This is a genomic window from Phascolarctobacterium succinatutens YIT 12067 (assembly GCF_000188175.1).
Classification (GTDB): Bacteria; Bacillota; Negativicutes; order Acidaminococcales; family Acidaminococcaceae; genus Phascolarctobacterium_A; species Phascolarctobacterium_A succinatutens.
Genome location: NZ_GL830873.1, coordinates 1 through 21,821 on the forward strand (window position 1 = coordinate 1; position 21,821 = coordinate 21,821).

Genomic DNA, 21,821 nt, shown 5'->3' on the forward strand with positions numbered 1-21,821 from the left:
TTGATTTTAAAAGAAGGTAAAAATGAAGCTATTATTTAGTCTAACATCATTATTTCTTTTGATTTGTTCAACCGCATTAGCTTATGATAATGAACCAAACGGATTCAAAGGATTAAAGTGGGGAACAAGTATAGAGGAATTCAAGAACGTTTATCCTAATGCAACTTTGCAAAAACAACAACCGGGAGAATATAACCCTGCTAACATCATAACATATATTGTTCCAATTAATGAAAGTAAGTTAAGCGGTATTACCATAACTTCCCCTTTTAGGTATTCTTTTTATAATAATAAATTGGAATCAGTTTTAGTTACATTTACAGGTAAAGATAATTACGAAACACTAAATAAGCAAAAAATTTTATTAAACAGAATGTCAATGATATATGGGGAAATTAACGAAAGTAGTGGCAACAATATTGACGAATTTATCCCTGGTCTTTCTACCTCATATTATAATTTTAACTACTGTTGGAAAGGTACAACAACAACCATCAACTTAAATGGAAGTTACAAAGAGCCTAATCTCAGTTCTTATTTATCAATTAGTATATCATCTGTAGAAATCCGAAAGCAATGGTTATCAAAAGTCAAACCAATTGATAAGACAGAATGGTCTAAAATTCGGAAAAATATTATTTCCGAATATCGTTCTGATTGGTGAACTGAAAAAAATACATCATTATTAATAATTTAAAGGAGTATATGTAAAAATGTTTTATGGTCTTGCAACAGCATGCTTTGCTTTAGCTATACAATCTATAATAAAAAGTGTATTAAAAAATTTTTTTGGCAGAAGTAGTTTAGATGTTATAGTAAAGTTAATTTACCTAATTACTCTACCTATCATTATGTATAATGTAGTATCAGAAACAATGGCCATTATATCTTTAGGTTATGCAATAAAGCATGTATTTGGATATGATAGCTCATTACCATATACTCATCAAACGTTTTTTGCATTAAAATACGGGAAAATTGCAAATTATATAGCCTACGCAATTATGTTTTTCGGTTTCTTGACAATAATCAATTTTGGACGTATATAATAACAAATCAATAGTTGACATAAAAAGATACACATTGATTATTTTATAATATGTGTATCTTTTTTATTTTATAGTAACTTATTATGTGTTCATTAATATGACAAGACGTTATGATTATTGTTGTAATTCTATCTATGTCAAACATAGATACTGCAAAATATTTATACATAGAATTGCAAAAATCCCCGGCATTGCATCAGCACGCAATACCGGGGAAATAGTTTTTTATTAAGCTGCTGTTAAATCAGAAGCAGGCAATCTGTCCGTCTGTACGCTTTTCGGTTGCACCGCACAGCACGCCATCCTCATCACGGATAATAATCTGTCCGCGGCCCATATGATACGGGTCGGGCTGAACCACAACATTATGGCCCATACGCTGCAGCTGACGGATAATGTGGTTAGGAGTATCCTGTTCTACTTCTACAGTTTTACCGCCAATCCACTGCCATCTCGGCGCATCCAACGCCTGCTGCGGATTAAGACCGAAATCAATCATATTCATAGCAACCTGAACATGAGCCTGCGGCTGCATAAAGCCGCCCATAATACCAAAGGCACTAACAGCCTGGCCATCCTTAGTCATGAAAGCAGGAATAATGGTGTGGTACGGACGCTTGCCACCCTGCAGCGCATTCGGATGGGTTTCGTCAAAGGAGAAGTTTTCGGCACGGTCATTAAAGGAAATAGAAGTACCGGGAACAACAATACCACTGCCGAAGCCACGATAATTACTTTGAATCATGCTGACCATATTACCTTCGGCATCAGCGGTGCAGAAGTAAACAGTGCTGCTGTAGCGCGGGTCACCTACAACCGGCTCCAACGCTTTATCATTAATCAGCGCACGGCGGTCTGCTGCATAGCGCTCGCTCAAAAGCTGTTCCGCGGTAACCTTCATGTAGGAAGGCTCGGCAACATATTCTTTAGTATCAACAAAGCTCAGCTTCATAGCTTCGATTTGCTTATGCATGCTTTCTACGGTATCGCGCTCGGTAAAGTTATAGCCTTTAAGAATATTCAGCGCCATAAGTACGGTAATACCATGACCGTTAGGAGGCAGCTCCCAGATGTCGTAGCCGCGATAGTTAACGCTCAGCGGTTCAACCCATTCCGGTTTGTAGGCTTCAAGGTCGCTCTTGCGCAGGAAGCCGTTATGTTCTTGCATAAAAGCATCAATCTTATCTGCCAGCTCACCTTTATAGAAGGCATCGCCATAGGTTTCGGCAATCAGGCGCAGGCTTTTGGCCATATCAGGATTCTTGAATACTTCGCCCGGTTGCAGCCAATGTCCGTTAGGCTCAAAGGTATCAAACCAGCCTTTAAATTCCGGTCTGTCTTTATACTTGGTATAGAAGCCGTCAGCCTCTTCCCACAGACGGCTCATGTTCGGAGAAACAGGATAGCCGTTTTCCGCATAGTTGATAGAAGGCTCCATAACAGTTTTGATAGGCAGCTTGCCAAACTTTTTATGAATCTCCATCCACGCACCTACAGCACCCGGAACATTAATCGGCTCAACACCATAGGGAGGAATTTTATCAAAGCCACGTTCCTTCAAAGCTGCGATAGAAGCAGCCATCGGAGCCGGCCCGCTGCCGTTAATGCCATACAGCTTACCCTTATACCAGATAAGTGCAAAGCAGTCACTGCCCAGGCCATTACCGGTAGGCTCAACTACAGGCTGACAGGTTGCAACAGTAATAGCGGCATCAATTGCGTTACCGCCCTTAAGCAAGGTTTGCAGGCCTGCGGAAGCAGCCGTAGGATTACCTACGCATACCATACCATTTTTAGCATAAACAACACTACGTTTAGAAGCATACGGATAATTTTGTGCATCAAATTTCATTGCTATTCTCCTTTACCAACTTACAGGAATTTCTCTAAAATACCGGCAGTAATTACCGAGAAGGTAGTAACGGTAGCAAAACCGCCTACAAGATATTTCGGCATAATTGCGTCGTTGACAACCTGCCTTTCCTCTTCCGTTTCGCCTGTAGCGATAGCAATTTCGTTTGCTACCAGATAGGTTGCTGGGAAGCCCAAAAGCTGCATTACGGCTACGCCCATAGCCAGGTTTCTGTTGCCCAGGATTTTCCACAGCGGCAGAATATAGAAGAACAGGAAAAGTACAGCAAATACCACGATAAATACCATAATGGTATTAAAGCTCAGTACAAGCAAATCGCTGACTTTAATTTTTGCCAGAGAAGGAATAATTACCGCAAATACGCCAACGTTAAAGATACCGGAGGATTTTGCATGATCCAGGATTTTCGGCGGAACAAGGCCGGTGCTGCCCATTGCGGCACCTAAAATCAAAGCCCAGATAGTAGCGCTCAGACCGGTATATTTTCCGATAACAAATGCCAGCCAACTGAAGAAGGCTGCGATAGTCAGAGAAGCAAAAGGACCATAGAATTTTTTGTGTTTTTCAAAGAAGGTTTCTTTAGGAGCTGCACCGCCATGCACCTCTTCCTTCGGTGCATAAGGATTAACACCGGTACTACGGAATTCCGCCAAAGCTTCCTTGGCCGCACGCAGGCCAAAGTAAGAAGCAACAGGAGTACCAAAGAATTTTTGCACAGCGTACAGCACAGTACCCAAAGCAGCAGCCATAGCAAAGCCTTTATCCATAGCAGCGCTGGTCATAATCTGAGTAGCAACGATACCGCCGTTGATAATAGGAATGCTGACAATAGTTTCCTGATAGCCGATTACGGGAATCAGAACAACGCTGCCGACAATCAAAACAATCATGGATAAAACAGCAACTGCAACTGTGCGCCATTCAGCAATCAGCTGCTTAATATTCAGGCTGGTACCCATGCTGAATACTACGAAAATCAAAGACCATTTACCAATGTCGGTAAGACCGGCAAGCTTAATAATATCCGGCGGCAGAACACCTGTCATAAAACCAACAAGGAAAAGCATCAGGCTGACAAATACAGCAGATACCTTTGCTTTTGTCGCAACACCTAAAACGTCACCAATGCCAAAAAGCAACAGGCAGATGAATAAATAGAAAAACATACTTGTAAACAAAACAATACCCCTTTCAAAACCTATATACTATTTTAGTCCGAAAATGGACCGATTTGTTTTAGTATATATGTTTCATAGGTTTTTGACAAGCGAAAATTACATTTTTATATAATTTTAACCACGAGCTTTTCTTTATGTAAACTTATTAACATTAGAGTAAAGCACAATTCCAAAATATCTGATTATAGTGTTTGATGAGGCAAATCGTATGCATAAACCATAAATTCCTTCGAAATACCGAAATTAACGCACCATAAGCTGTACTATTCACACCGGCTTTGATTGCAATAAAAAAATGACAGTCCCAAAGGTATTTTACAGACAGAAAACCAACGACACAGACAATACAAAAACTCCGCAACCGAAACAGTTGCGGAGTAATTTGTGCGATTTGTGTTTGTGATTGGTGCTTGACAGTAAACCAAAAATTAACGTTTGGAGAACTGGCTAGCTTTACGAGCTTTCTTCAAGCCGTATTTACGACGTTCTTTTTCGCGCGGGTCGCGAGTCAGGAAGCCTGCTTTTTTCAGAGCAGGACGGAATTCAGCGTCAACTTTCAGCAGAGCGCGAGCAATGCCGTGACGGATAGCACCAGCTTGGCCGGAAATACCGCCGCCGTTTACGTTAACGAGTACGTCATATTTGCCTTTGGTTTCGGTAACTTCGAGCGGTTGGTTAACAATCAGCTCTAAGGTTTTCAGACCAAAGTATTTGTTCAATTCACGGTCGTTGATAACGATGTTGCCTTCACCCGGAACCAGGCGAACGCGAGCAACAGAAGATTTACGACGACCAGTTGCGTTATAAGTAACTACTGCCATTTATTTGTTCCCTCCCGGATATTATCTAACGTTGATTTCCATTACTTCAGGTTTTTGAGCTGCATGCGGATGTTCGCTGCCAGCATATACATGAAGTTTGGAGAAAATTTGAGCGCCGAGGCTGTTGTGCGGAATCATGCCTTTAACAGCGAGCTCTACCATTCTTACAGGGTTTTTCTTCAGCATGTCGCCAGCTTTTACATAGCTGTCGCCGCCGAGATAACCGGAATGACGGAAATAGATTTTGTGAGTCAGTTTTTTGCCGGTCAGAACAACCTTATCTGCATTGATAATGATTACGTGATCACCGGTGTCCATGTGCGGGGTAAAGGTCGGTTTGTGTTTACCGCGCAGGACTTTTGCAACCTCTGCAGCCAGGCGGCCCAGAGTTTTATCAGCTGCGTCAACAACGTACCATTTGTGTTCGATGTTAGACGGATTAGCCATAAAAGATTTCATCGCTTGTGTCCCTCCTAGATATTTTCCAAATATACAGTTCGTTGCGATCTTCTCACCGTATTTCGGGGCTAGTGAAATCAAGCGGAAAATCACGTAGATATATTATACGCAACTTAAGAGTTTAAGTCAAGTATTTTTGTTAAAATTTTAGCATTTTCCAAGAGTTTTTCCCTTAAAGCTGCGGATACTCCCGATAACCAACCTCCGCCAGGTATAAACCCTGTGCCGGAGCAGGCTCGTTTAAAAATTCACAGCGCTGTGCCGTCAGCTCGGCGGCAAAATCCTGCACCGTGCGCTTGCCCATTCCCACCTGTACCATGGACCAGACTATGTTGCGTACCATGTGATATAAAAAGCCGTCACCGCTGATGCGGAAAAGAATCTCTTCTCCCTGCTGCTGCCACTTGGCAGCAAAAATTGTTTTTATCGGCGAAGTATCAACACTGCCGCTACTGCGGAAGGCACTGAAATCATGTGTTCCCAGCAGCAGCTCCGCCGCTTCGTTCATGGCCTTCACCTCAAGCTGCTGACGCAGCTGCCAGGCATAACGCACCATAAAGGGATTGACGTGCTCATTGACAAGCAGCTTGTAATGATACGTCTTCCACCGTGCGCTGAAGCGTGCGTGAAAGCCTTCCGGCATCTCCTCGGCGCTCACAACCACGATATCCTCCGGCAACAGGCTTGCCGCCGCACGCACCAGATTAGCACAGGGAATGCGTCCATTCGTAGTAAATGTCACCGTCTGTGCCAAAGCATGCACGCCTGTATCCGTGCGCCCACTGCCTGCGGTTACTACTTTTTCGCCGCACAGCATAGTCAACGCTTCTTCCAAAACATTTTGCACCGTCTGCACGTTTTTCTGCTTCTGAAAGCCATGATAGGCACTGCCGTCATAGGCTACGACCAGCTTTATTGTACGCATATATTCCCCCAGCGCAATACTGCCAGGCCAACCGCCAGTATAATAATCAAAGCAAAGGCCAGATAATCGCGGCTGGCATATACCAGCTCGTGCATGCGTGTACGTCCTTCACCGCCGCGATAGCAGCGTGCTTCCATTGCAACAGCCAGTTCATCGGCACGACGGAAGGCACTGATAAACAGCGGTACCAGCAAAGGCAGCATATTTTTCATTCTCTGGAAGATATTGCCGCTGGCAAACTCAGCTCCGCGAGAGGTCTGTGCCTTCATAATGCGGTCTGTTTCATCCAATAATGTAGGAATAAAGCGCAAAGCAATGGTCATCATCATAGCCAGCTCATGCGCAGGAACACCCAGCTTTTTGAACGGACGCAGCAGATTTTCAATACCGTCTGTCAGTACAATCGGTGATGTCGTAAAGGTCAGCACCGAAGAAAACAGCAGCAGCAGAATCAGGCGAACTGCCATCTTTACGCCCATGTCGATACCTTCGGCAGTTACGCTCAAAAACTTCCAGGTAAAAACAATATGCTCACCGGGAGCGGTAAACATATGAATCAGCATCGTCAGAATAACGATAATCCAAATAGGCTTCAAGGATTTGAAGACCAGCATCCACGGTACTCTTGAAATAAGAATTACTACAGCGGCAAAGACAGTCAGAATGCCATAAGCCAACGGCGTTACCGCAAAGAAAATAGCAATGATATAAATCAAGGTGGCCAACAGCTTAGTACGCGGATCAAGCTTATGGATAAAGGAGTTACCGGGGAAATATTGTCCTAAGGTTATATCTGTCAGCATTATTTCCACCCCTTTGCTTGCTTAATCGCCTTAACCAGGCTCATATCGTCTTTAATATTCTCTTTCACTGCCAGGCCGTTTTTACGCAGCAAATCCGCCAGCTTGTAAACCTGCGGAACATCTACGCCAACCTTGACCAGCTCATCGGCATGCTGCTTGAAAATATCTGCGGGAGTACCGTCGAACAGCACCTTGCCGGTGTTGATAACCAGCAGGCGATCAGCATATTTTACTGCCTCCTCCATGCTGTGCGTTACCAGCACAATAGCAATGCCACGGCTCTTGTGCAGTGACATGATTTCCTTAAATACTGCATTACGGCTGCGCGGGTCCAAGCCTGCGGAAGGCTCGTCCAAAACCAGATAATCCGGCTTCATCGCAACCACACCGGCAATAGCTACACGGCGCATCTGGCCGCCGCTCAGCTGAAAGGGAGAGCGCTGCGCATAGGTATCATAATCCAGGCCGACGAAGGCCATAGCCTCACGCACCTGCTTTTCTAACTCATCCTCGGCAAAGCCTTTATTGCGCGGGCCGAAGGCGATATCCTCAAAAACAGTTTCCGCAAACAGCTGATGCTCTGGATACTGAAATACCATGCCAACCTGCTGGCGTGCAGTCTTGGCCTCTGCACTCTTAGCAGTAATATTAATGTCATCAATGCTTGCGCTGCCCTTATCCGGCTTCAGCAAGCCGTTTAAATGCTGTACTAAGGTAGACTTACCGCTGCCTGTGTGTCCTATAATAGCAACTATTTCGCCCTTGGAAATCTCCAGCGATACATCATTGAGCGCCAGGCGTTCAAACGGCGTGCCTTTGGAATATGTATGATATATATTAGAAAGTTTTATTGACATAATGCCTGCGCCAGCTCCTCATCTGTAATAATATCCTGCGGCAGCTTTACACCGCTTTTGCGCAGCTCGCTGGCTACCTTCGCTGCCAGCGGAGCCTCCAGTCCCAAGGCCTCCAGCTCATCCACTCTGCTGAAAACCTCACGCGGAGTACCCATAAATCTGATATGACCTTTTTCCATAACAACTACGCGGTCAGCAGCCAGTGCCTCAACCATGTAATGCGTAATATAAACTATAGTCATATTTTTTTCTTCATTGAGCTTACGTACAGTGCCCACGATTTCCTTGCGTCCCTGCGGGTCAAGCATCGCTGTAGGCTCGTCCAGCACAATGCATTCCGGCTGCAGCGCCAGAATACCTGCTATAGCCACACGCTGCTTCTGGCCGCCGCTCAAAAGATGCGGTGCATGTTTGGCATATTCCGTCATGCCTACAGCAGCCAACGAATCTGCTACACGCTGCGGTATTTCCGGACCAGGTACGCCGATATTTTCCGGACCGAAGGCCACATCCTCTTCGACAATCGCAGCAACTATCTGGTTGTCGGGATTTTGGAACACCATGCCCACCTTTTGGCGGATATCCCACATTTTGCTTTCATCTTCAGTGTCCATGCCATCTACCAGCACAGTGCCGTCAGTCGGCAGCAGTAAAGCGTTCAAGTGACGTGCCAGCGTAGATTTACCGCTGCCGTTAGCGCCGATAACAGCAACAAATTCGCCCTGCTTAATCTCCAGGCTCACACCATCCAATGCTCTTACCTCGTTGCCATCAGCATCTGTATAGTAATGCTTCAAATTCTTTATACTAATCACAACAGTGCCTCCATCATAAATTCGTGTACTTACTAATTATATACGTGATAAAAGGATTAGTCAACCTTCTTTTATCATAAGGTTAACCATAATGCTAAAAGAGTAAACCATAAACGCTAAAGCACGTTTACGGCTTATTTTTATAAATCAAAACGTTCAATTTTAATGCCAGCAAAGCAACACGAGCTTTAGAAAACGAGAAAACAGCCTGCAGGGGATATTGCAGGCTGTTTCTCTTAGGAAAGCTGTTTATGATGAATTTGATGGGAAGGGTGTAGCAACTTCTTGCTACACTCATAGTATACTATATTGCTGTGACATAGCAAGGGCAAAGTTTTGAAGAAATCGTGAATAAAATTCCTGCATGAACTGCGCTTGCATTCAAATTTAATTATTACTTATCCGTAATCTGTGCTCCAAACGGCAACAGTGCCAGCTTAGCCAGCTTAAAATGCTGCATGCCGAAGGGAATGCCGATAATCGTACAGCACAAAATTACAGCAAAAACTGCATGCGTAATTGCCAGCTCGATACCGCCAAAAATCAGCCAAAAAATATTTAACAGCAACGAGGTTGTTTCACCGCTCAAAGCTACATCCTTGCCAAATGGGAAGAAGCTCAACCGTCCCAGCTTAAAGCACTGCAGTCCTACCGGAATACCGATAATCGTCAAACACCATAACAGGCCTACCAGATACCAGATAATGCCTGCTAAAATACCGCCAAATAAAAACCAGATAATATTACCGATAATGCTCATTGCACACTTCCTTTCATCTACCGACAAACCAACCGGCACAGCGAAAAAATATACACGTAGTTGGTTACTGATACATTTGATTTAAAAGATTGTAAGTAATCTCTCTAAGGCTAGTTTAGCATACCGCAAACTTTTGCGCAAGCGCAAAGGCAAGCGGCACTGTGGGAACTCTGGGGAGAGTCTCACGGTGCCGCTGCACTATATTAAATTAAATGGGATAACTTAATGATTGGTTTCTTCGGCTAATTTTACCGGAACCAACTCAGCCTCTTCCTTGAGATGCTGCTGATAAGCTTTTGTTTCAGCAACAACTACGCCGGAAAGAGCAACCAGAGCAATCAGGTTAGGCAAAGCCATCAGACCGTTAACGATATCGGACATAACCCAGATTTCTTCCAGTTTCAGGAACGGACCGCAGGCAACAAGAATGATGAAACCGATGCGGTACGGAAGAATTGCTTTAACACCCATCAGATATTCTACGCAACGTTCGCCGTAATAGTTCCAGCCGAGGATGGTAGTGAAGGCGAAGAGCACCAGGCCAACCAACAGCAGCCAGCTGCCGAAAGCAGGGAAGGCGGAAGTGAAGGCTGCATTAGTCATTGCAGCACCGTTGAGTTCACCGTTCCAAACGCCGGTAACAATCAAGGACAAACCGGTCATGGTGCAGATGATGATGGTATCGATAAAGGTACCGGTCATGGAAACCAGACCTTGTTCAGCAGGCCAATTAGTTTTAGCAGCAGCCGCTACGATAGGAGCAGAGCCTAAGCCGGATTCGTTGGAGAATACGCCGCGGGCAACACCGCTGCGCATTGCCAGCATAACAGTTGCACCAAGGAAGCCGCCCTGTGCAGCAGTAGTAGTGAAGGCACTTTCAATAACCAGTGCTACAGCTGCCGGCACCTGATCAGCGAAAGCTATCAAAATACCTAAGGTAGTCAGGAAGTAAATTACTGCCATACCGGGAACAACCTTAGAAGAAACAGTAGCGATGGATTTCAGACCGCCTATGGTTACGGCAGCAACAAGAATTGTCAGCGCAATGCCGGTATAAAGAACCGGGATGCCTGCAGAGATTTTGGTAATCTCAACGATGGAGTTTACCTGAGCGAAGGTACCTACGCCGAAGTATGCGCACATGATACCGAAAACGCAGAACATAGTAGCCAAGGGTTTATATTGCTTGCCAAGGCCGTTTTGAATGTAATACATCGGACCGCCGGAGATATTGCCGTTAGCGTCGACAGTACGATATTTTACAGCCAGCAGGCATTCTGCATATTTGGTTGCCATACCGAAGAAGGCAGCCAGCCACATCCAGAACAATGCACCGGGACCACCGGCCTTAATTGCGGTAGCAACACCGACAATATTACCGGTACCAACAGTTGCAGCAAGAGCGGTACACAATGCTTTAAAGCTGTTTACGTCACCGTGACCATCATTCTTGGCACAGAAGATAAGCTTCAATGCCTGCGGCAGCTTCAATACCTGCAACAAGCCTAAACGAATGGTCAGCATAATGCCGGTACCTACAAGCAATACCAGTAGTGGCGGACCCCAGACAAACGAATCAATTGCATTCAATGTTTCCAACATGATGATTTCCCCTCTCATTTTCAAAGTTCCCTAAGTAAATAAAAAGCCGGAGTATAATTACCTGATACTCCGGTTTGTCAGCGGCCATGATAGCTGTGCTATCATTGTTATTTTACTCCGTCCACTGGCCTGAGAGATAAGGATGTAAATATTCACATCTTTGCACCTTCGGCGCCCATTCAAGGGACTCTCCAGAGTTGTGTCTGTACACGGTTCTTGCTTTTTATAAGCACCTGAGAGTTTTTGCTCCTTCGGTAGGCATTGCCTTCTCCTATGTACTTCATCCACTCACTATTTACTTATGTATCTAATTATAACACATGTAAAACAAAATTCAAGATCTTACAGCAATGTATACACGCATACATACAAAACTGTAAACTAAAGTATGTTTATTGATTTTTTTAATAACAAAACGGCGCTGTGGGAACTCTGGGGAGAGTCGCACAACGCCGCTTTGCTATATAAAGATGAAATATTAGGTTTACTTATTTATTCTTTTCTTCAGCCAGATGCTTCTGATAAGCCTTAGTTTCGGCAACAACTACACCGGACAAAGCAATCAAAGCAATTAAGTTAGGAATAGCCATCAGGCCGTTAACGATATCCGCCAAAACCCAAATCTCTTCCAGCTTCAGGAAAGGACCGCAGGCAATCAGGCATATGAAGATGATGCGGTACGGCAGAATTGCCTTTACGCCCATCAGATATTCTACACAGCGTTCGCCGTAGTAGTTCCAGCCAAGGATGGTGGTGAAAGCAAAGAGTACAAGACCAACCAAAAGCAGCATGCTGCCAAATGCAGGGAAAGCCATGGTGAAGGCAGATTCAGTCATTGCAGCACCGTTCAGAGGTCCGCACCATACACCGCTGACAACAAGGGACAAGCCGGTCAGAGTACAAATGATAATAGTATCAATAAAAGTACCGGTCATAGAAATCAAGCCTTGCTCTGCAGCCCATTTGGTTTTAGCAGCAGCAGCAACGATAGGAGCAGAACCTAAACCGGATTCGTTGGAGAATACGCCACGAGCAACACCACTGCGCATTGCCAGCATAACGGTAGCACCGAGGAAACCGCCTTGAGCAGCAGTCGGAGTGAAAGCAGAATTCAGTACAGTTGCGATTGCAGCAGGAACCTGATCTGCAAACACAATCATGATACCGACAGTAGTCAGGAAGTACAGCAGAGCCATAGCAGGAACTACCTTTGCAGCAACAGTTGCAATGGATTTCAGACCGCCGATGGTTACAGCAGCAACAACTACAGTCAGAGCAATACCGGTGTAAACAACCGGAATACCTGCAGAAATCTGGGTAATTTCAACAATGGAGTTTACCTGAGCAAAGGTACCGATACCAAAGTATGCGCACAGAACACCGAATATAGCAAACATAACAGCCAGCGGTTTGTATTTTTTGCCAAGACCATTTTCAATGTAGTACATCGGGCCACCGGAAATATTGCCGTTAGCATCGACAGTACGATATTTTACAGCCAGCAGACATTCGGAATATTTGGTTGCCATTCCGAAGAAGGCTGCCATCCACATCCAGAACAAAGCGCCCGGCCCACCTGCTTTAATTGCAGTTGCAACACCAACGATGTTACCGGTACCAACAGTTGCAGCCAGTGCGGTACACAATGCTTTAAAGCTGTTTACGTCACCACTGCCATCGTTCTTGGCACTGAAGATCAAGCCCAAAGCCTGCGGCAGCTTGAAAACCTGTAGCAGTTTCAGACGGAAGGTCAGCAGAATACCGGTACCAACCAAAAGTACCAGAAGCGGCGGACCCCAGACAAACGCATCAATTTCATTCAAAATTTCCAACATGATTCAAACATCTCCCTTTAAATTCCCATTAATTATTTACAAGCAAATAAAAAACCGGAGTATACAAAAAATACTCCGGTAAAAGTCAATGACATATGATAGGCAATAGCGCCATCACATAAGCTTTGCTCTGTCCACTGGCCTGAGAGATAAGGACGTTTCTGAATTTCAGAAGACATCTTTGCACCTTCGGCGCCCATTTAAGGGACTCTCCAGAGTTGTGTCAGCATACGGTTCCTGCTTAAAATTAAGCACCTGAGAGTTTTGCTCCTTCGGTAGGCAGTGCCTTCTCCCATATACATCATCCACTCGTTATTTACTTATGTACGCTATTATAACACACTTTTTGAAGAACGCAAGTCTTTTTTTAACAATTTTTTATGTATACACGAATACATAAGGGAGTGTAACTTTTGAAGCAAAACAGATTGCTTAAAGCATGCTAAAATACTACTTATTGTAAAAAATACATACTAAATCTCGCTTTGTAATCATATATGCTTCATTCTCAGCATAATCCAACTATTATCGGCATCAATAACCTGCCATTTTTTATTCTGCTGAGCAATAAATCTATCATAGCTTTTAGTCGTAACAACAACAAAACGATACGGATTCCGCTCCAGTGTTGCGTAAGGCATAACGTTCTTGCTTGTCCAGGAAAAATCCTTGGGAACATAGCCTGCAACCTCACGCTCATGCATCAGCTTGACAATTTTACTGCTGCTATAAAAAACTGCAGAAGTATGATATTTGCCATATAAGCCTACCTCATGTACATCATTTTCCGTCAGCATCTCACCCAAATTCTTCGCACTGCGCTGCTCACTGAATGGTATAGCAAGGCTGAAAATAAGCGCAATATAAAATACTGCCGACATAGCCGCAATACTGCAGACACGCTCTCCCGTCACTAAGCGCAGTATATAATCAAGCATCACGCCGATAATCAGCGCCAACGGCAGCAAGAACAGCAGCTCAGATGCTATAAGCTGATGACTTACCGCAAACCATGCTCCCACAAGCAGCAGGCCAAAGCCTCCGCCGACAAATATCATATAACCGCCATCCACACAGTCCGTATGTTTCGCCAGCATGCTTCCCAGCAAAAGGCTGGCTGGGAAGAGCAGCGGATAAGTATAGGTGATGTATTTCGTTGCCATACATTGAAAGAAAATGAAAACAACAAGTGCCCACAGCAGTAAAAATTTTTGCTGTTCTTCCAGGCTACGATGTCCCTGCCGCCACCATTTATAAGCAGCCCTGGGAACAAGTCCGCTCCACGGAAACAGCGCCAGCAGATTTACCAGCGTATAATAGTAAATCACATCGTCACGCGGATGCTCCGATACCGTTGCGCGCAGGAAGTTATGCGTGCCGAAGAAGGTATTGATGAAGTCGCTTCCGTGCAGGCTGTACATTACAGCATACCAGGGAACGACAACCGCCGCACAAAGCAATGTGCCGCTTACAAGATGCATGCGCTTCAGTACGTGCCAATCACGCTGCCACAACAGGAATAACGTAATAATCAATCCCGACAGCAGCACGCCAATCGGTCCCTTAGTCAAAACCGCAAAGCCTGCTGCAGCATACATAATGTACCAATAGCGCGCCCTGCCGTCACGATAGCCAAGATAGAAAAACAGCAATGTCGCACTGAAGAAAAAGAACAATACAGCATCTGTAATTACCGACTTGCTGATCAGAAAAAATTCTACACTGCTCAGCAGTACCAATGCACTGATAAAACCGCTGCGCGCATTTTCCAGCTTGCTGCCGCCCCACGCCAATAATGCCACGCTGCCTAAACCGAACAACGCCGGGAAGAAGCGTGAAGCAAATTCCGTAAAGCCAAACATTTTATAAGCCAGCGCCGTCATCCAATAAAAGAAAATCGGCTTATCATACCAGTAATGACCGTAAATCTGCGGTGACAGCCAATCGCCGCTCAGTACCATTTCCTTCGCCGTCAAGGCATAATTAGATTCTACGCTGTCTGTAATCAGCAGGCTGCCATTACCCGCAAAAAGCAATGCTGCGGCAGCTGCAAAAAGCAGCAGCCAATATTTTCGTGGCATAAAAAATCCCCCTTCAGCAGCAGAGCTTTTACACTCCGCCTTTCATTAAGCACAGTATAAACTCCTTCACTTAATGATTACTGAAAGGGGTATTCATCTTAAATTCAGCTTATAAGAAAGCCTAATAATTACTTTGCAGCCGTCGGCAGCTTCACATACATGACAGTTCCCCGAGGCTTGTTGTCGAGAACCTTGATGCTGCCGCCATGCTGCCGCACAATAGCCAGCGCAAGCGACAAGCCTAAGCCCAAGCCCCCATGACTACGGCTGCGCGCCTTGTCCACGCGGAAGAAGCGGTCAAAAATCTTCTGCTTATCTTCGTCACTGATGCCAAAGCCCTCATCACGTACCTCCAGTACCAGATGCGTTTTCACCTTGGCTGCACGCAGAGTAATTTGCGTCTGCTCCGGTGAATACTTCATAGCGTTATCCAACAGAATAATCAGCAAGCGCGATAAAGCCATTTCATCACCCTGCATTACCAAGTTATCCTGGATTTCCTGCTTCAGCTGCAGCTTTTTTTCTGCTGTCAAAAGCGACATCTGCGATGCAACCTTTTTACACAGCGCCGTTATATCCACCTGCGCCGTATACACGGGAAGAATATCCTCATCGCTGCGCGCCAGCGTCATAAGATTTTCCGTAAGACGGCTAAGTCTTTCCGACTCGCTTTGCAGCATGTTTACCGACTCTTTGGCAAAATCGCTCAGCCTGCTGTCCTCAACCTCCTGCAGTCCCTGCACAGCCAGCTTCATAACGGCAAGCGGCGTGCGCATTTCATGCGAAGCATCCGCTGTGAACTGCTGCTGCTTGGCATACATGTTGCTTATAGGACGGATATTGCGTTCTGCCAGCCAATAACCGAAATAACAGGCAGCAAAATAGAGTATCAATGCCATACACAAAAGCAAAAACAGTGTTTTATAGGCCGCATTATAATAAAACTGCATATTTTTGAACATATACAGCCTGCCAACCTGCTTATCACCGTCAATAACGGGAGCAACAGCGGCAAGATATCTATAACTCGCACCATTTGCACTCTGCATCCGCAAAAGACGCGATGTATTCAGCTTCTTCGGCCAATCATCTTTATGACTCATCAGCTCCTGCCCTGCCTCACCTGTTCCAAGCTGGTTTAAAATTACCTTCGAGCCATCTGCATTCACAAAGTATGCAAGCATCTTCCCGCTGCGGATAGCTGCTTCGGAGCAGGGAGCCTCCTCCGATTCTACCCATTCTTCGCCCTCATGGTAAATTTGCGCTACAAGATTTTCCTTTTCATACGCCAATATTTCCCACCAGATAAAGGTATAGGCAGCAGCTACAATAACTAAAATCAAAGCACCGAAGATTGCCGCATATAAGCAGGTCATACGCCGGCGCAGCTTTTCAAAAGGCTTATTCCACATAATAGCCCACGCCCCGCATCGTTTTAATCAGTTCTTCTCCGTTCAGCTCCATAATTTTTTTACGCAGCAGACGGATATGCACATCAAGATTGTTCTCCGTCACATCGCTGTCAATGCCCCAGATGCGGTCCTGCAGCACCGCACGCGGCATAACCTGCCCACGGTTACGCAAAAGCAGCTCCAGCAGCTTAAATTCACGCGGACGCAGCTCTACACGACGCTCGCCGTATGCCAGGCAATATGTAGAGCTTTCCAAAGTATAAGCACCGTAACGCAGCTTTTCCGCGCTGTACTGTCCTTGGCGACGGCAAAGAGCGTTCAGACGCGCCACCAGCTCCTCCAGCTCGAAAGGCTTTACCAGATAGTCATCGGCACCGCTGTTTAAGCCCTGCACCTTATCCGCCAACGTATCCTTGGCCGTCAGCAGCAATATTTTTCCCTGATAATCCTCCTCACGCAAACGCTTGCACAGGTCAAGTCCGCTCAGAAGCGGCATCATCCAGTCCAACACCAGCACATCATAGCCGTCGGCATATACAGCATCGTAGGCAGCCTCGCCATCCTGCACCCAGTTCACAGTTATATTTTGCTTTTTCAGCAGCATGCTCAAAAGCTTACCTAAATTTATATCATCCTCAGCTAACAAAATTTTCATTGCTTCCGCCTCCGTTACAGCTATTGTATCACAATGCAGTATAGGCATGTAAAATTAATTTCAACTGAAAAATCGCTGCCGAGGCTTTGCCTGCAGCAGCGATTGTCTTACATGATATATCTGTTCAATGACGGCACAATTTCCGCATAGGTGCCTTTTTTATTGGCCAGCATAATATTAATGGCCCATACAGTCTGTCCGCGGTCATCCTCCGTGCGTGTAGCCTGCAGCTTACGGTTGGTACCTGTAAAACATATGATATCTTCCAGCTCCAGCAAAAGCGCCATATCCTCACGTCTGTAGCCCTCAAGACAGCGGTCGGAAAACATTACTGTCAGCATCAGCATATCGTCCATACGCCAGCATTCCAGGCGATAGGCACGGCCGTCGCTCAGCTTACCGTTATAATAGCCGACATCCTGCACGCCGTCCTCATCCGGCTCATAGGGAGAAGGAACATAATCCACGCGGCAGGGAACAGGAAATTTTTTTATCAGCATAAATTCGTTCTCCTTAGAGAGCAAAGCGCCTCAGAGCTTAAGGCTTTGAGGCGCGCTTGCTTATACGTTATTCCTTATCGGGAGTTTCTTCTGCTACAGTTTCAGCAGTTGCAACTTCGGGCATCGGAACATTATATTTAACTTTGATATCACGATAACGGCTCATACCGGTACCTGCCGGAATCAGCTTACCGATGATAACGTTTTCTTTCAGGCCCAGCAGCGGGTCAACTTTGCCTTTAATAGCGGCATCGGTGAGTACGCGGGTGGTTTCCTGGAAGGAAGCAGCAGACAGGAAGGAGTCGGTAGCCAAAGAAGCTTTGGTGATACCCAGCAGGATAGCACGGCCTTCTGCAGGAGCCTTGCCTGCTTCCAGCATCTCGGTATTCTGCTCTTCAAATTCTGCCACATCAACGTCTTCACCCGGCAGCATTGTGGTGTCACCGGATTCCTCGATGCGGATTTTGCGCATCATCTGACGAACCATAACCTCGATATGCTTACTGTTGATATCTACGCCCTGAGACTTATAAACGCCTACTACCTGAGATACCAGATAGTTCTGGGTAGCCTTCACGCCGCTGATACGCAGTACGTCATGCGGGTTAAGAGAACCTTCGGTCAGACGGTCGCCCTTAGCGATTTCCTCGCCCTCAACAACAGACAGCTTAGCGCCGTAAGGAATCTGATATTCCTGGTTTTCGCCATCCAGTGCCATTACGGTTACCTTGCGGCTGTTGCCTTCCTGGGTAATATGTACGTGACCTGCAACCTCGGACAGAATGCCCGGATGTTTCGGTTTACGTGCTTCGAACAGCTCCTCGACACGAGGCAGACCTTGGGTAATATCGTCTGCACCAGCAACGCCGCCGGTATGGAACGTACGCATGGTCAGCTGAGTACCAGGTTCGCCGATGGACTGTGCAGCGATAGTGCCGACTGCCTCACCAACATCGACGTTCTTGCCGGTTGCCAGGTTACGGCCATAGCACTTGCGGCAAACGCCGAACTTAGCCTTACAGGTAAGTACGCTGCGGATTTTAACCTTTTCACGCAGCTGGCAGATACGTTCTGCCATAGGCTCGGTAACATATTCATTGATATGATAAAGAATTTCACCATTTTCATCCAGAATATCCTCAGCCAGGTTACGGCCAATGATACGGTCATGCAGGGTTTCAATGATGGTTTTCTCTTTTTTGCCTTCGGTAATTGCCTCAACCTCAATGCCGGCAATTTCGTTATTGCGGATACGCAGCTCCTTAACGGTACCGTCAGCCAGAACAGCGTTGATAATGTCTTCGGTCATAGTTTCGCCGGTATGTGCCAGCACTTCGCCTGCACCGTTAACAATATCTGCTGCCACTTCTTTGCCGTTGAAGTTATGCATCATTGCTTCCTTCAGCACATTATGAGCAAAGGTATCGCTGATGTTGATGCGGACATTTTCGATATCCTCACCGTTCATATCTTCGTCGGAATAGAGATTGATTTCTTCAACACCTGCATCATTGAGCTTAGCAAAAAGCTCTTCGGTGATGTTGGTATCTGCTTCAGCAATCAGGTTGCCTTCTTCATCAAGTACGCCGGAAGCCAGAGTACGACCCATAACCTTTTCGCGGATTTTGTTCTGGCTTGCGCCAAGAACAGCCTTGCTCAGACGGCTGCGTTCCTTAACCAGGTTCATACCAACGATATCGCAATCATCCTCACGGACAATTACGTCCTGTGCAACGTCAACCAGACGACGAGTCAGGTAACCGGAGTCAGCGGTACGCAGTGCGGTATCGGCCAAGCCTTTACGAGCACCATGAGAAGAAATGAAGTATTCCAAAATAGTCAGGCCTTCACGGAAGTTAGATTTGATAGGACGGTCAATGATACGACCGGAAGGATCGGCCATCAAACCACGCATACCGGCCAGCTGACGAATCTGCTGTTTGTTACCGCGGGCACCGGAGTCAGCCATCATGGATACAGGATTGAACTTGTTCATGGTGGATTTCATCAGTTTATCAGTAACCTTATCGGTTGCTTCGTTCCACAGGTCAATTACCTTACGATAACGTTCGTCATCGCTCATCAAACCACGGCGGAAGAGGCGTTCAACCTTATCAACCTCATGCTCTGTTGCTTCCAGAATAACTTCTTTTTCAGCAGGAATCTGAATATCGGAGGTTGCGATAGAAATACCGGATTTACAAGCATTATCGTAACCCATTTTCTTAACAATATCCAGAATCTCGGCAGTACGCAGGTTGCCGTACAGCTTGTGAGCCTTAGCAACGAGTCTGCCCAATTCTTTCTTGTCAATCAGCTTGCCGAGATGCCAACGTTCAACTTCAACGGTTGTTTCAACAACATTGCCGGAAGCATCCAGACGCTTTTCAACAACCTGATCTTTTTCTTTATGATAGTAACGCATTTCCAGAGGCAGCTCGCCATTGAAAATAGTGTTACCTACAGTTGTAACTACCAGGGACATACCGGTTTCACCGACAGCTGCACCCTTTTCTTCATCATAGATTTCGCTGTTGGGAATATAAACCTCGATAGGTACTTGCAGATCTACCGCATGGTGGAAGTAAGCCAGCTGAGCTTCATCTACGCTGCTGTAGCGGGTTCCTTCACCCTTAACGTTCGGGTCATCCTTGCTGGTCTTTTCAATAGTCAGATAGTAGGAGCCCAAAACCATATCCTGTGTAGGAACAGCAACAGGCTTGCCGTCTTTCGGTGCCAGGATGTTGTTTACGGACATCATCAGCATACGTGCTTCAGCCTGAGCCTCAACGGAAAGCGGCAGATGGACAGCCATCTGGTCACCGTCAAAGTCGGCGTTATAAGCGGTACATACCAGAGGATGCAGCTTAATAGCACGGCCTTCGGACAGGATAGGCTCGAAAGCCTGAATGCCCAGTCTGTGCAGAGTCGGTGCACGGTTCAACAGTACAGGATGTTCCTTGATTACCTCTTCCAGAACGTCCCATACAGCGTTGGTAGCACGCTCTACCATGCGCTTAGCACTCTTAATGTTAGTTGCTTCACCGCTGTTTACCAAACGCTTCATAACGAAGGGTTTGAACAGCTCCAGAGCCATTTCCTTCGGCAGGCCGCACTGATGCATTTTCAGCTCAGGACCTACAACGATTACGGAACGGCCGGAATAGTCAACACGTTTACCTAACAGGTTCTGACGGAAACGGCCTTGTTTACCCTTGAGCATGTCGGACAAGGATTTCAGAGGACGGTTGCCGGGACCGGTAACCGGACGGCCGCGACGGCCGTTATCAATCAAAGCATCTACTGCTTCCTGCAGCATACGTTTTTCATTGCGGACAATGATATCAGGCGCATGCAGCTCCAGCAGACGTTTCAGACGGTTGTTACGGTTAATAACACGGCGATACAGATCGTTCAGGTCGGAGGTTGCGAAACGACCGCCATCCAGCTGTACCATAGGACGCAGTTCAGGCGGAATAACCGGAACTACATCCATAATCATCCATTCAGGACGGTTGCCGGATTTCAGGAATGCTTCGGCTACTTCCAAACGGCGGATAGCACGTACACGGCGCTGACCGCTCAGCTCCTTCATTTCATGGCGCAATTGCTCTGTCAAAGCTTCCAGATCAATAGCTTCCAGCAGCTCTTTAATAGCCTGAGCGCCCATACCTACACGGATGCCTGCTTCAGGATATTTATCACGTTTTTCCATGTACTCAGGCTCGGTCAGCAGCTGGCCTTTAACCAGGTCAGTGCCTTCACCCGGGTCAAGTACGATGAAGCTGGCAAAATACAAAACTTTTTCCAGGCTACGCGGAGAAATATCCAGAATCAAGCCCATACGGCTGGGGATACCTTTGAAGTACCAGATATGGGAAACCGGCGCAGCCAGTTCGATGTGGCCCATACGGTCACGACGAACCTTGCTGCGGGTAACTTCAACGCCGCACTTGTCGCAGATAATACCCTTATAACGGATGCGTTTATATTTGCCGCAATGACATTCCCAATCCTTAGTAGGGCCAAAGATTCTTTCGCAGAACAGGCCATCCCGTTCCGGCTTCAGGGTTCTGTAATTGATGGTTTCGGGTTTTTTTACCTCGCCGTAGGACCAGGCTCTAATCTGGTCCGGAGAAGCCAAACCGATACGCATAGACACAAAATTATTTACGTCGATCAAGAATCATTCGCTC

General features: G+C 46.1%; 18 protein-coding genes and 2 riboswitches. Of the genes, 2 read left to right on the forward strand and 16 right to left on the reverse strand.

Annotated elements, in window-relative coordinates:
* Positions 1 to 22: 22 nt before the first annotated feature.
* Positions 23 to 664: a hypothetical protein gene (locus HMPREF9443_RS03680; RefSeq protein ID WP_009145166.1), complete on the forward strand. Its 642-nt coding sequence runs from the start codon at positions 23 to 25 to the stop codon at positions 662 to 664.
* A 49-nt stretch (positions 665 to 713) separates the two neighbouring features.
* Positions 714 to 1,049: a hypothetical protein gene (locus tag HMPREF9443_RS03685; protein WP_009145167.1), complete on the forward strand. Its 336-nt coding sequence runs from the start codon at positions 714 to 716 to the stop codon at positions 1,047 to 1,049.
* Between the two features lie 244 nt (positions 1,050 to 1,293).
* Here the strand turns inward: HMPREF9443_RS03685 and ggt are convergent, their stop codons facing one another.
* The 16 genes from ggt to rpoC form a co-directional block, all read right to left on the reverse strand.
* Entirely contained in the window at positions 1,294 to 2,901 is a 1,608-nt protein-coding gene (ggt, locus tag HMPREF9443_RS03690; protein WP_009145168.1) for a gamma-glutamyltransferase, read from the reverse strand.
* Between the two features lie 20 nt (positions 2,902 to 2,921).
* Positions 2,922 to 4,088, reverse strand: a complete 1,167-nt coding sequence (locus tag HMPREF9443_RS03695; RefSeq protein WP_009145169.1) for a hypothetical protein — start codon at positions 4,086 to 4,088, stop codon at positions 2,922 to 2,924.
* A 440-nt stretch (positions 4,089 to 4,528) separates the two neighbouring features.
* On the reverse strand, positions 4,529 to 4,921 hold the full coding sequence (gene rpsI, locus HMPREF9443_RS03700; RefSeq protein ID WP_009145170.1) for a 30S ribosomal protein S9: 393 nt from the start codon (positions 4,919 to 4,921) through the stop codon (positions 4,529 to 4,531).
* Between the two features lie 21 nt (positions 4,922 to 4,942).
* On the reverse strand, positions 4,943 to 5,380 hold the full coding sequence (gene rplM / locus HMPREF9443_RS03705; RefSeq protein WP_021720962.1) for a 50S ribosomal protein L13: 438 nt from the start codon (positions 5,378 to 5,380) through the stop codon (positions 4,943 to 4,945).
* 172 nt (positions 5,381 to 5,552) lie between these two features.
* Positions 5,553 to 6,305 (reverse strand): tRNA pseudouridine(38-40) synthase TruA, encoded by a 753-nt coding sequence (gene truA, locus HMPREF9443_RS03710; protein WP_009145172.1) that lies wholly within the window; start codon positions 6,303 to 6,305, stop codon positions 5,553 to 5,555.
* Positions 6,293 to 7,108, reverse strand: coding sequence for an energy-coupling factor transporter transmembrane component T family protein (locus HMPREF9443_RS03715; RefSeq protein WP_009145173.1), 816 nt, complete (start codon positions 7,106 to 7,108; stop codon positions 6,293 to 6,295). Before HMPREF9443_RS03715 ends, truA begins: the two co-directional genes overlap by 13 nt.
* Positions 7,108 to 7,965, reverse strand: a complete 858-nt coding sequence (locus tag HMPREF9443_RS03720) for an energy-coupling factor transporter ATPase (RefSeq protein WP_009145174.1) — start codon at positions 7,963 to 7,965, stop codon at positions 7,108 to 7,110. The genes HMPREF9443_RS03715 and HMPREF9443_RS03720 overlap by 1 nt, the downstream gene beginning before the upstream one ends.
* Positions 7,956 to 8,780, reverse strand: coding sequence for an energy-coupling factor transporter ATPase (locus tag HMPREF9443_RS03725; RefSeq protein WP_009145175.1), 825 nt, complete (start codon positions 8,778 to 8,780; stop codon positions 7,956 to 7,958). The genes HMPREF9443_RS03720 and HMPREF9443_RS03725 overlap by 10 nt, the downstream gene beginning before the upstream one ends.
* 394 nt (positions 8,781 to 9,174) lie before the next feature.
* On the reverse strand, positions 9,175 to 9,540 hold the full coding sequence (locus HMPREF9443_RS03730) for a YccF domain-containing protein (RefSeq protein WP_009145177.1): 366 nt from the start codon (positions 9,538 to 9,540) through the stop codon (positions 9,175 to 9,177).
* A gap of 222 nt (positions 9,541 to 9,762) precedes the next feature.
* Positions 9,763 to 11,142: an alanine/glycine:cation symporter family protein gene (locus HMPREF9443_RS03735; protein WP_040565007.1), complete on the reverse strand. Its 1,380-nt coding sequence runs from the start codon at positions 11,140 to 11,142 to the stop codon at positions 9,763 to 9,765.
* Between the two features lie 107 nt (positions 11,143 to 11,249).
* Positions 11,250 to 11,347, reverse strand: a riboswitch (glycine riboswitch).
* Between the two features lie 283 nt (positions 11,348 to 11,630).
* Complete coding sequence (locus HMPREF9443_RS03740; RefSeq protein WP_009145179.1) at positions 11,631 to 12,977, reverse strand: alanine/glycine:cation symporter family protein; 1,347 nt, start codon at positions 12,975 to 12,977, stop codon at positions 11,631 to 11,633.
* Positions 12,978 to 13,097: 120 nt separating this feature from the next.
* Positions 13,098 to 13,203, reverse strand: a riboswitch (glycine riboswitch).
* Between the two features lie 265 nt (positions 13,204 to 13,468).
* Entirely contained in the window at positions 13,469 to 15,058 is a 1,590-nt protein-coding gene (locus HMPREF9443_RS03745) for an ArnT family glycosyltransferase (protein ID WP_009145180.1), read from the reverse strand.
* 128 nt (positions 15,059 to 15,186) lie between these two features.
* Positions 15,187 to 16,470: a sensor histidine kinase gene (locus HMPREF9443_RS03750; protein WP_009145181.1), complete on the reverse strand. Its 1,284-nt coding sequence runs from the start codon at positions 16,468 to 16,470 to the stop codon at positions 15,187 to 15,189.
* Complete coding sequence (locus tag HMPREF9443_RS03755) at positions 16,460 to 17,125, reverse strand: response regulator transcription factor (protein WP_040565008.1); 666 nt, start codon at positions 17,123 to 17,125, stop codon at positions 16,460 to 16,462. Before HMPREF9443_RS03755 ends, HMPREF9443_RS03750 begins: the two co-directional genes overlap by 11 nt.
* 107 nt (positions 17,126 to 17,232) lie before the next feature.
* Entirely contained in the window at positions 17,233 to 17,625 is a 393-nt protein-coding gene (locus tag HMPREF9443_RS03760; protein WP_009145183.1) for a hypothetical protein, read from the reverse strand.
* Between the two features lie 67 nt (positions 17,626 to 17,692).
* Positions 17,693 to 21,808, reverse strand: a complete 4,116-nt coding sequence (gene rpoC / locus HMPREF9443_RS03765; RefSeq protein WP_040565009.1) for a DNA-directed RNA polymerase subunit beta' — start codon at positions 21,806 to 21,808, stop codon at positions 17,693 to 17,695.
* Positions 21,809 to 21,821 lie beyond the last annotated feature (13 nt).

Coding starts and splice junctions, on each gene's coding strand:
- HMPREF9443_RS03680 (WP_009145166.1), top strand. CDS start 23: ATGAAGCTATTATTTAGTCTAACATCATTATTTCTTTTGATTTGTTCA.
- HMPREF9443_RS03685 (WP_009145167.1), top strand. CDS start 714: ATGTTTTATGGTCTTGCAACAGCATGCTTTGCTTTAGCTATACAATCT.
- ggt (WP_009145168.1), bottom strand. CDS start 2,901: ATGAAATTTGATGCACAAAATTATCCGTATGCTTCTAAACGTAGTGTT.
- HMPREF9443_RS03695 (WP_009145169.1), bottom strand. CDS start 4,088: ATGTTTTTCTATTTATTCATCTGCCTGTTGCTTTTTGGCATTGGTGAC.
- rpsI (WP_009145170.1), bottom strand. CDS start 4,921: ATGGCAGTAGTTACTTATAACGCAACTGGTCGTCGTAAATCTTCTGTT.
- rplM (WP_021720962.1), bottom strand. CDS start 5,380: ATGAAATCTTTTATGGCTAATCCGTCTAACATCGAACACAAATGGTAC.
- truA (WP_009145172.1), bottom strand. CDS start 6,305: ATGCGTACAATAAAGCTGGTCGTAGCCTATGACGGCAGTGCCTATCAT.
- HMPREF9443_RS03715 (WP_009145173.1), bottom strand. CDS start 7,108: ATGCTGACAGATATAACCTTAGGACAATATTTCCCCGGTAACTCCTTT.
- HMPREF9443_RS03720 (WP_009145174.1), bottom strand. CDS start 7,965: ATGTCAATAAAACTTTCTAATATATATCATACATATTCCAAAGGCACG.
- HMPREF9443_RS03730 (WP_009145177.1), bottom strand. CDS start 9,540: ATGAGCATTATCGGTAATATTATCTGGTTTTTATTTGGCGGTATTTTA.
- HMPREF9443_RS03735 (WP_040565007.1), bottom strand. CDS start 11,142: ATGTTGGAAACATTGAATGCAATTGATTCGTTTGTCTGGGGTCCGCCA.
- HMPREF9443_RS03740 (WP_009145179.1), bottom strand. CDS start 12,977: ATGTTGGAAATTTTGAATGAAATTGATGCGTTTGTCTGGGGTCCGCCG.
- HMPREF9443_RS03745 (WP_009145180.1), bottom strand. CDS start 15,058: ATGCCACGAAAATATTGGCTGCTGCTTTTTGCAGCTGCCGCAGCATTG.
- HMPREF9443_RS03750 (WP_009145181.1), bottom strand. CDS start 16,470: ATGTGGAATAAGCCTTTTGAAAAGCTGCGCCGGCGTATGACCTGCTTA.
- HMPREF9443_RS03755 (WP_040565008.1), bottom strand. CDS start 17,125: ATGAAAATTTTGTTAGCTGAGGATGATATAAATTTAGGTAAGCTTTTG.
- HMPREF9443_RS03760 (WP_009145183.1), bottom strand. CDS start 17,625: ATGCTGATAAAAAAATTTCCTGTTCCCTGCCGCGTGGATTATGTTCCT.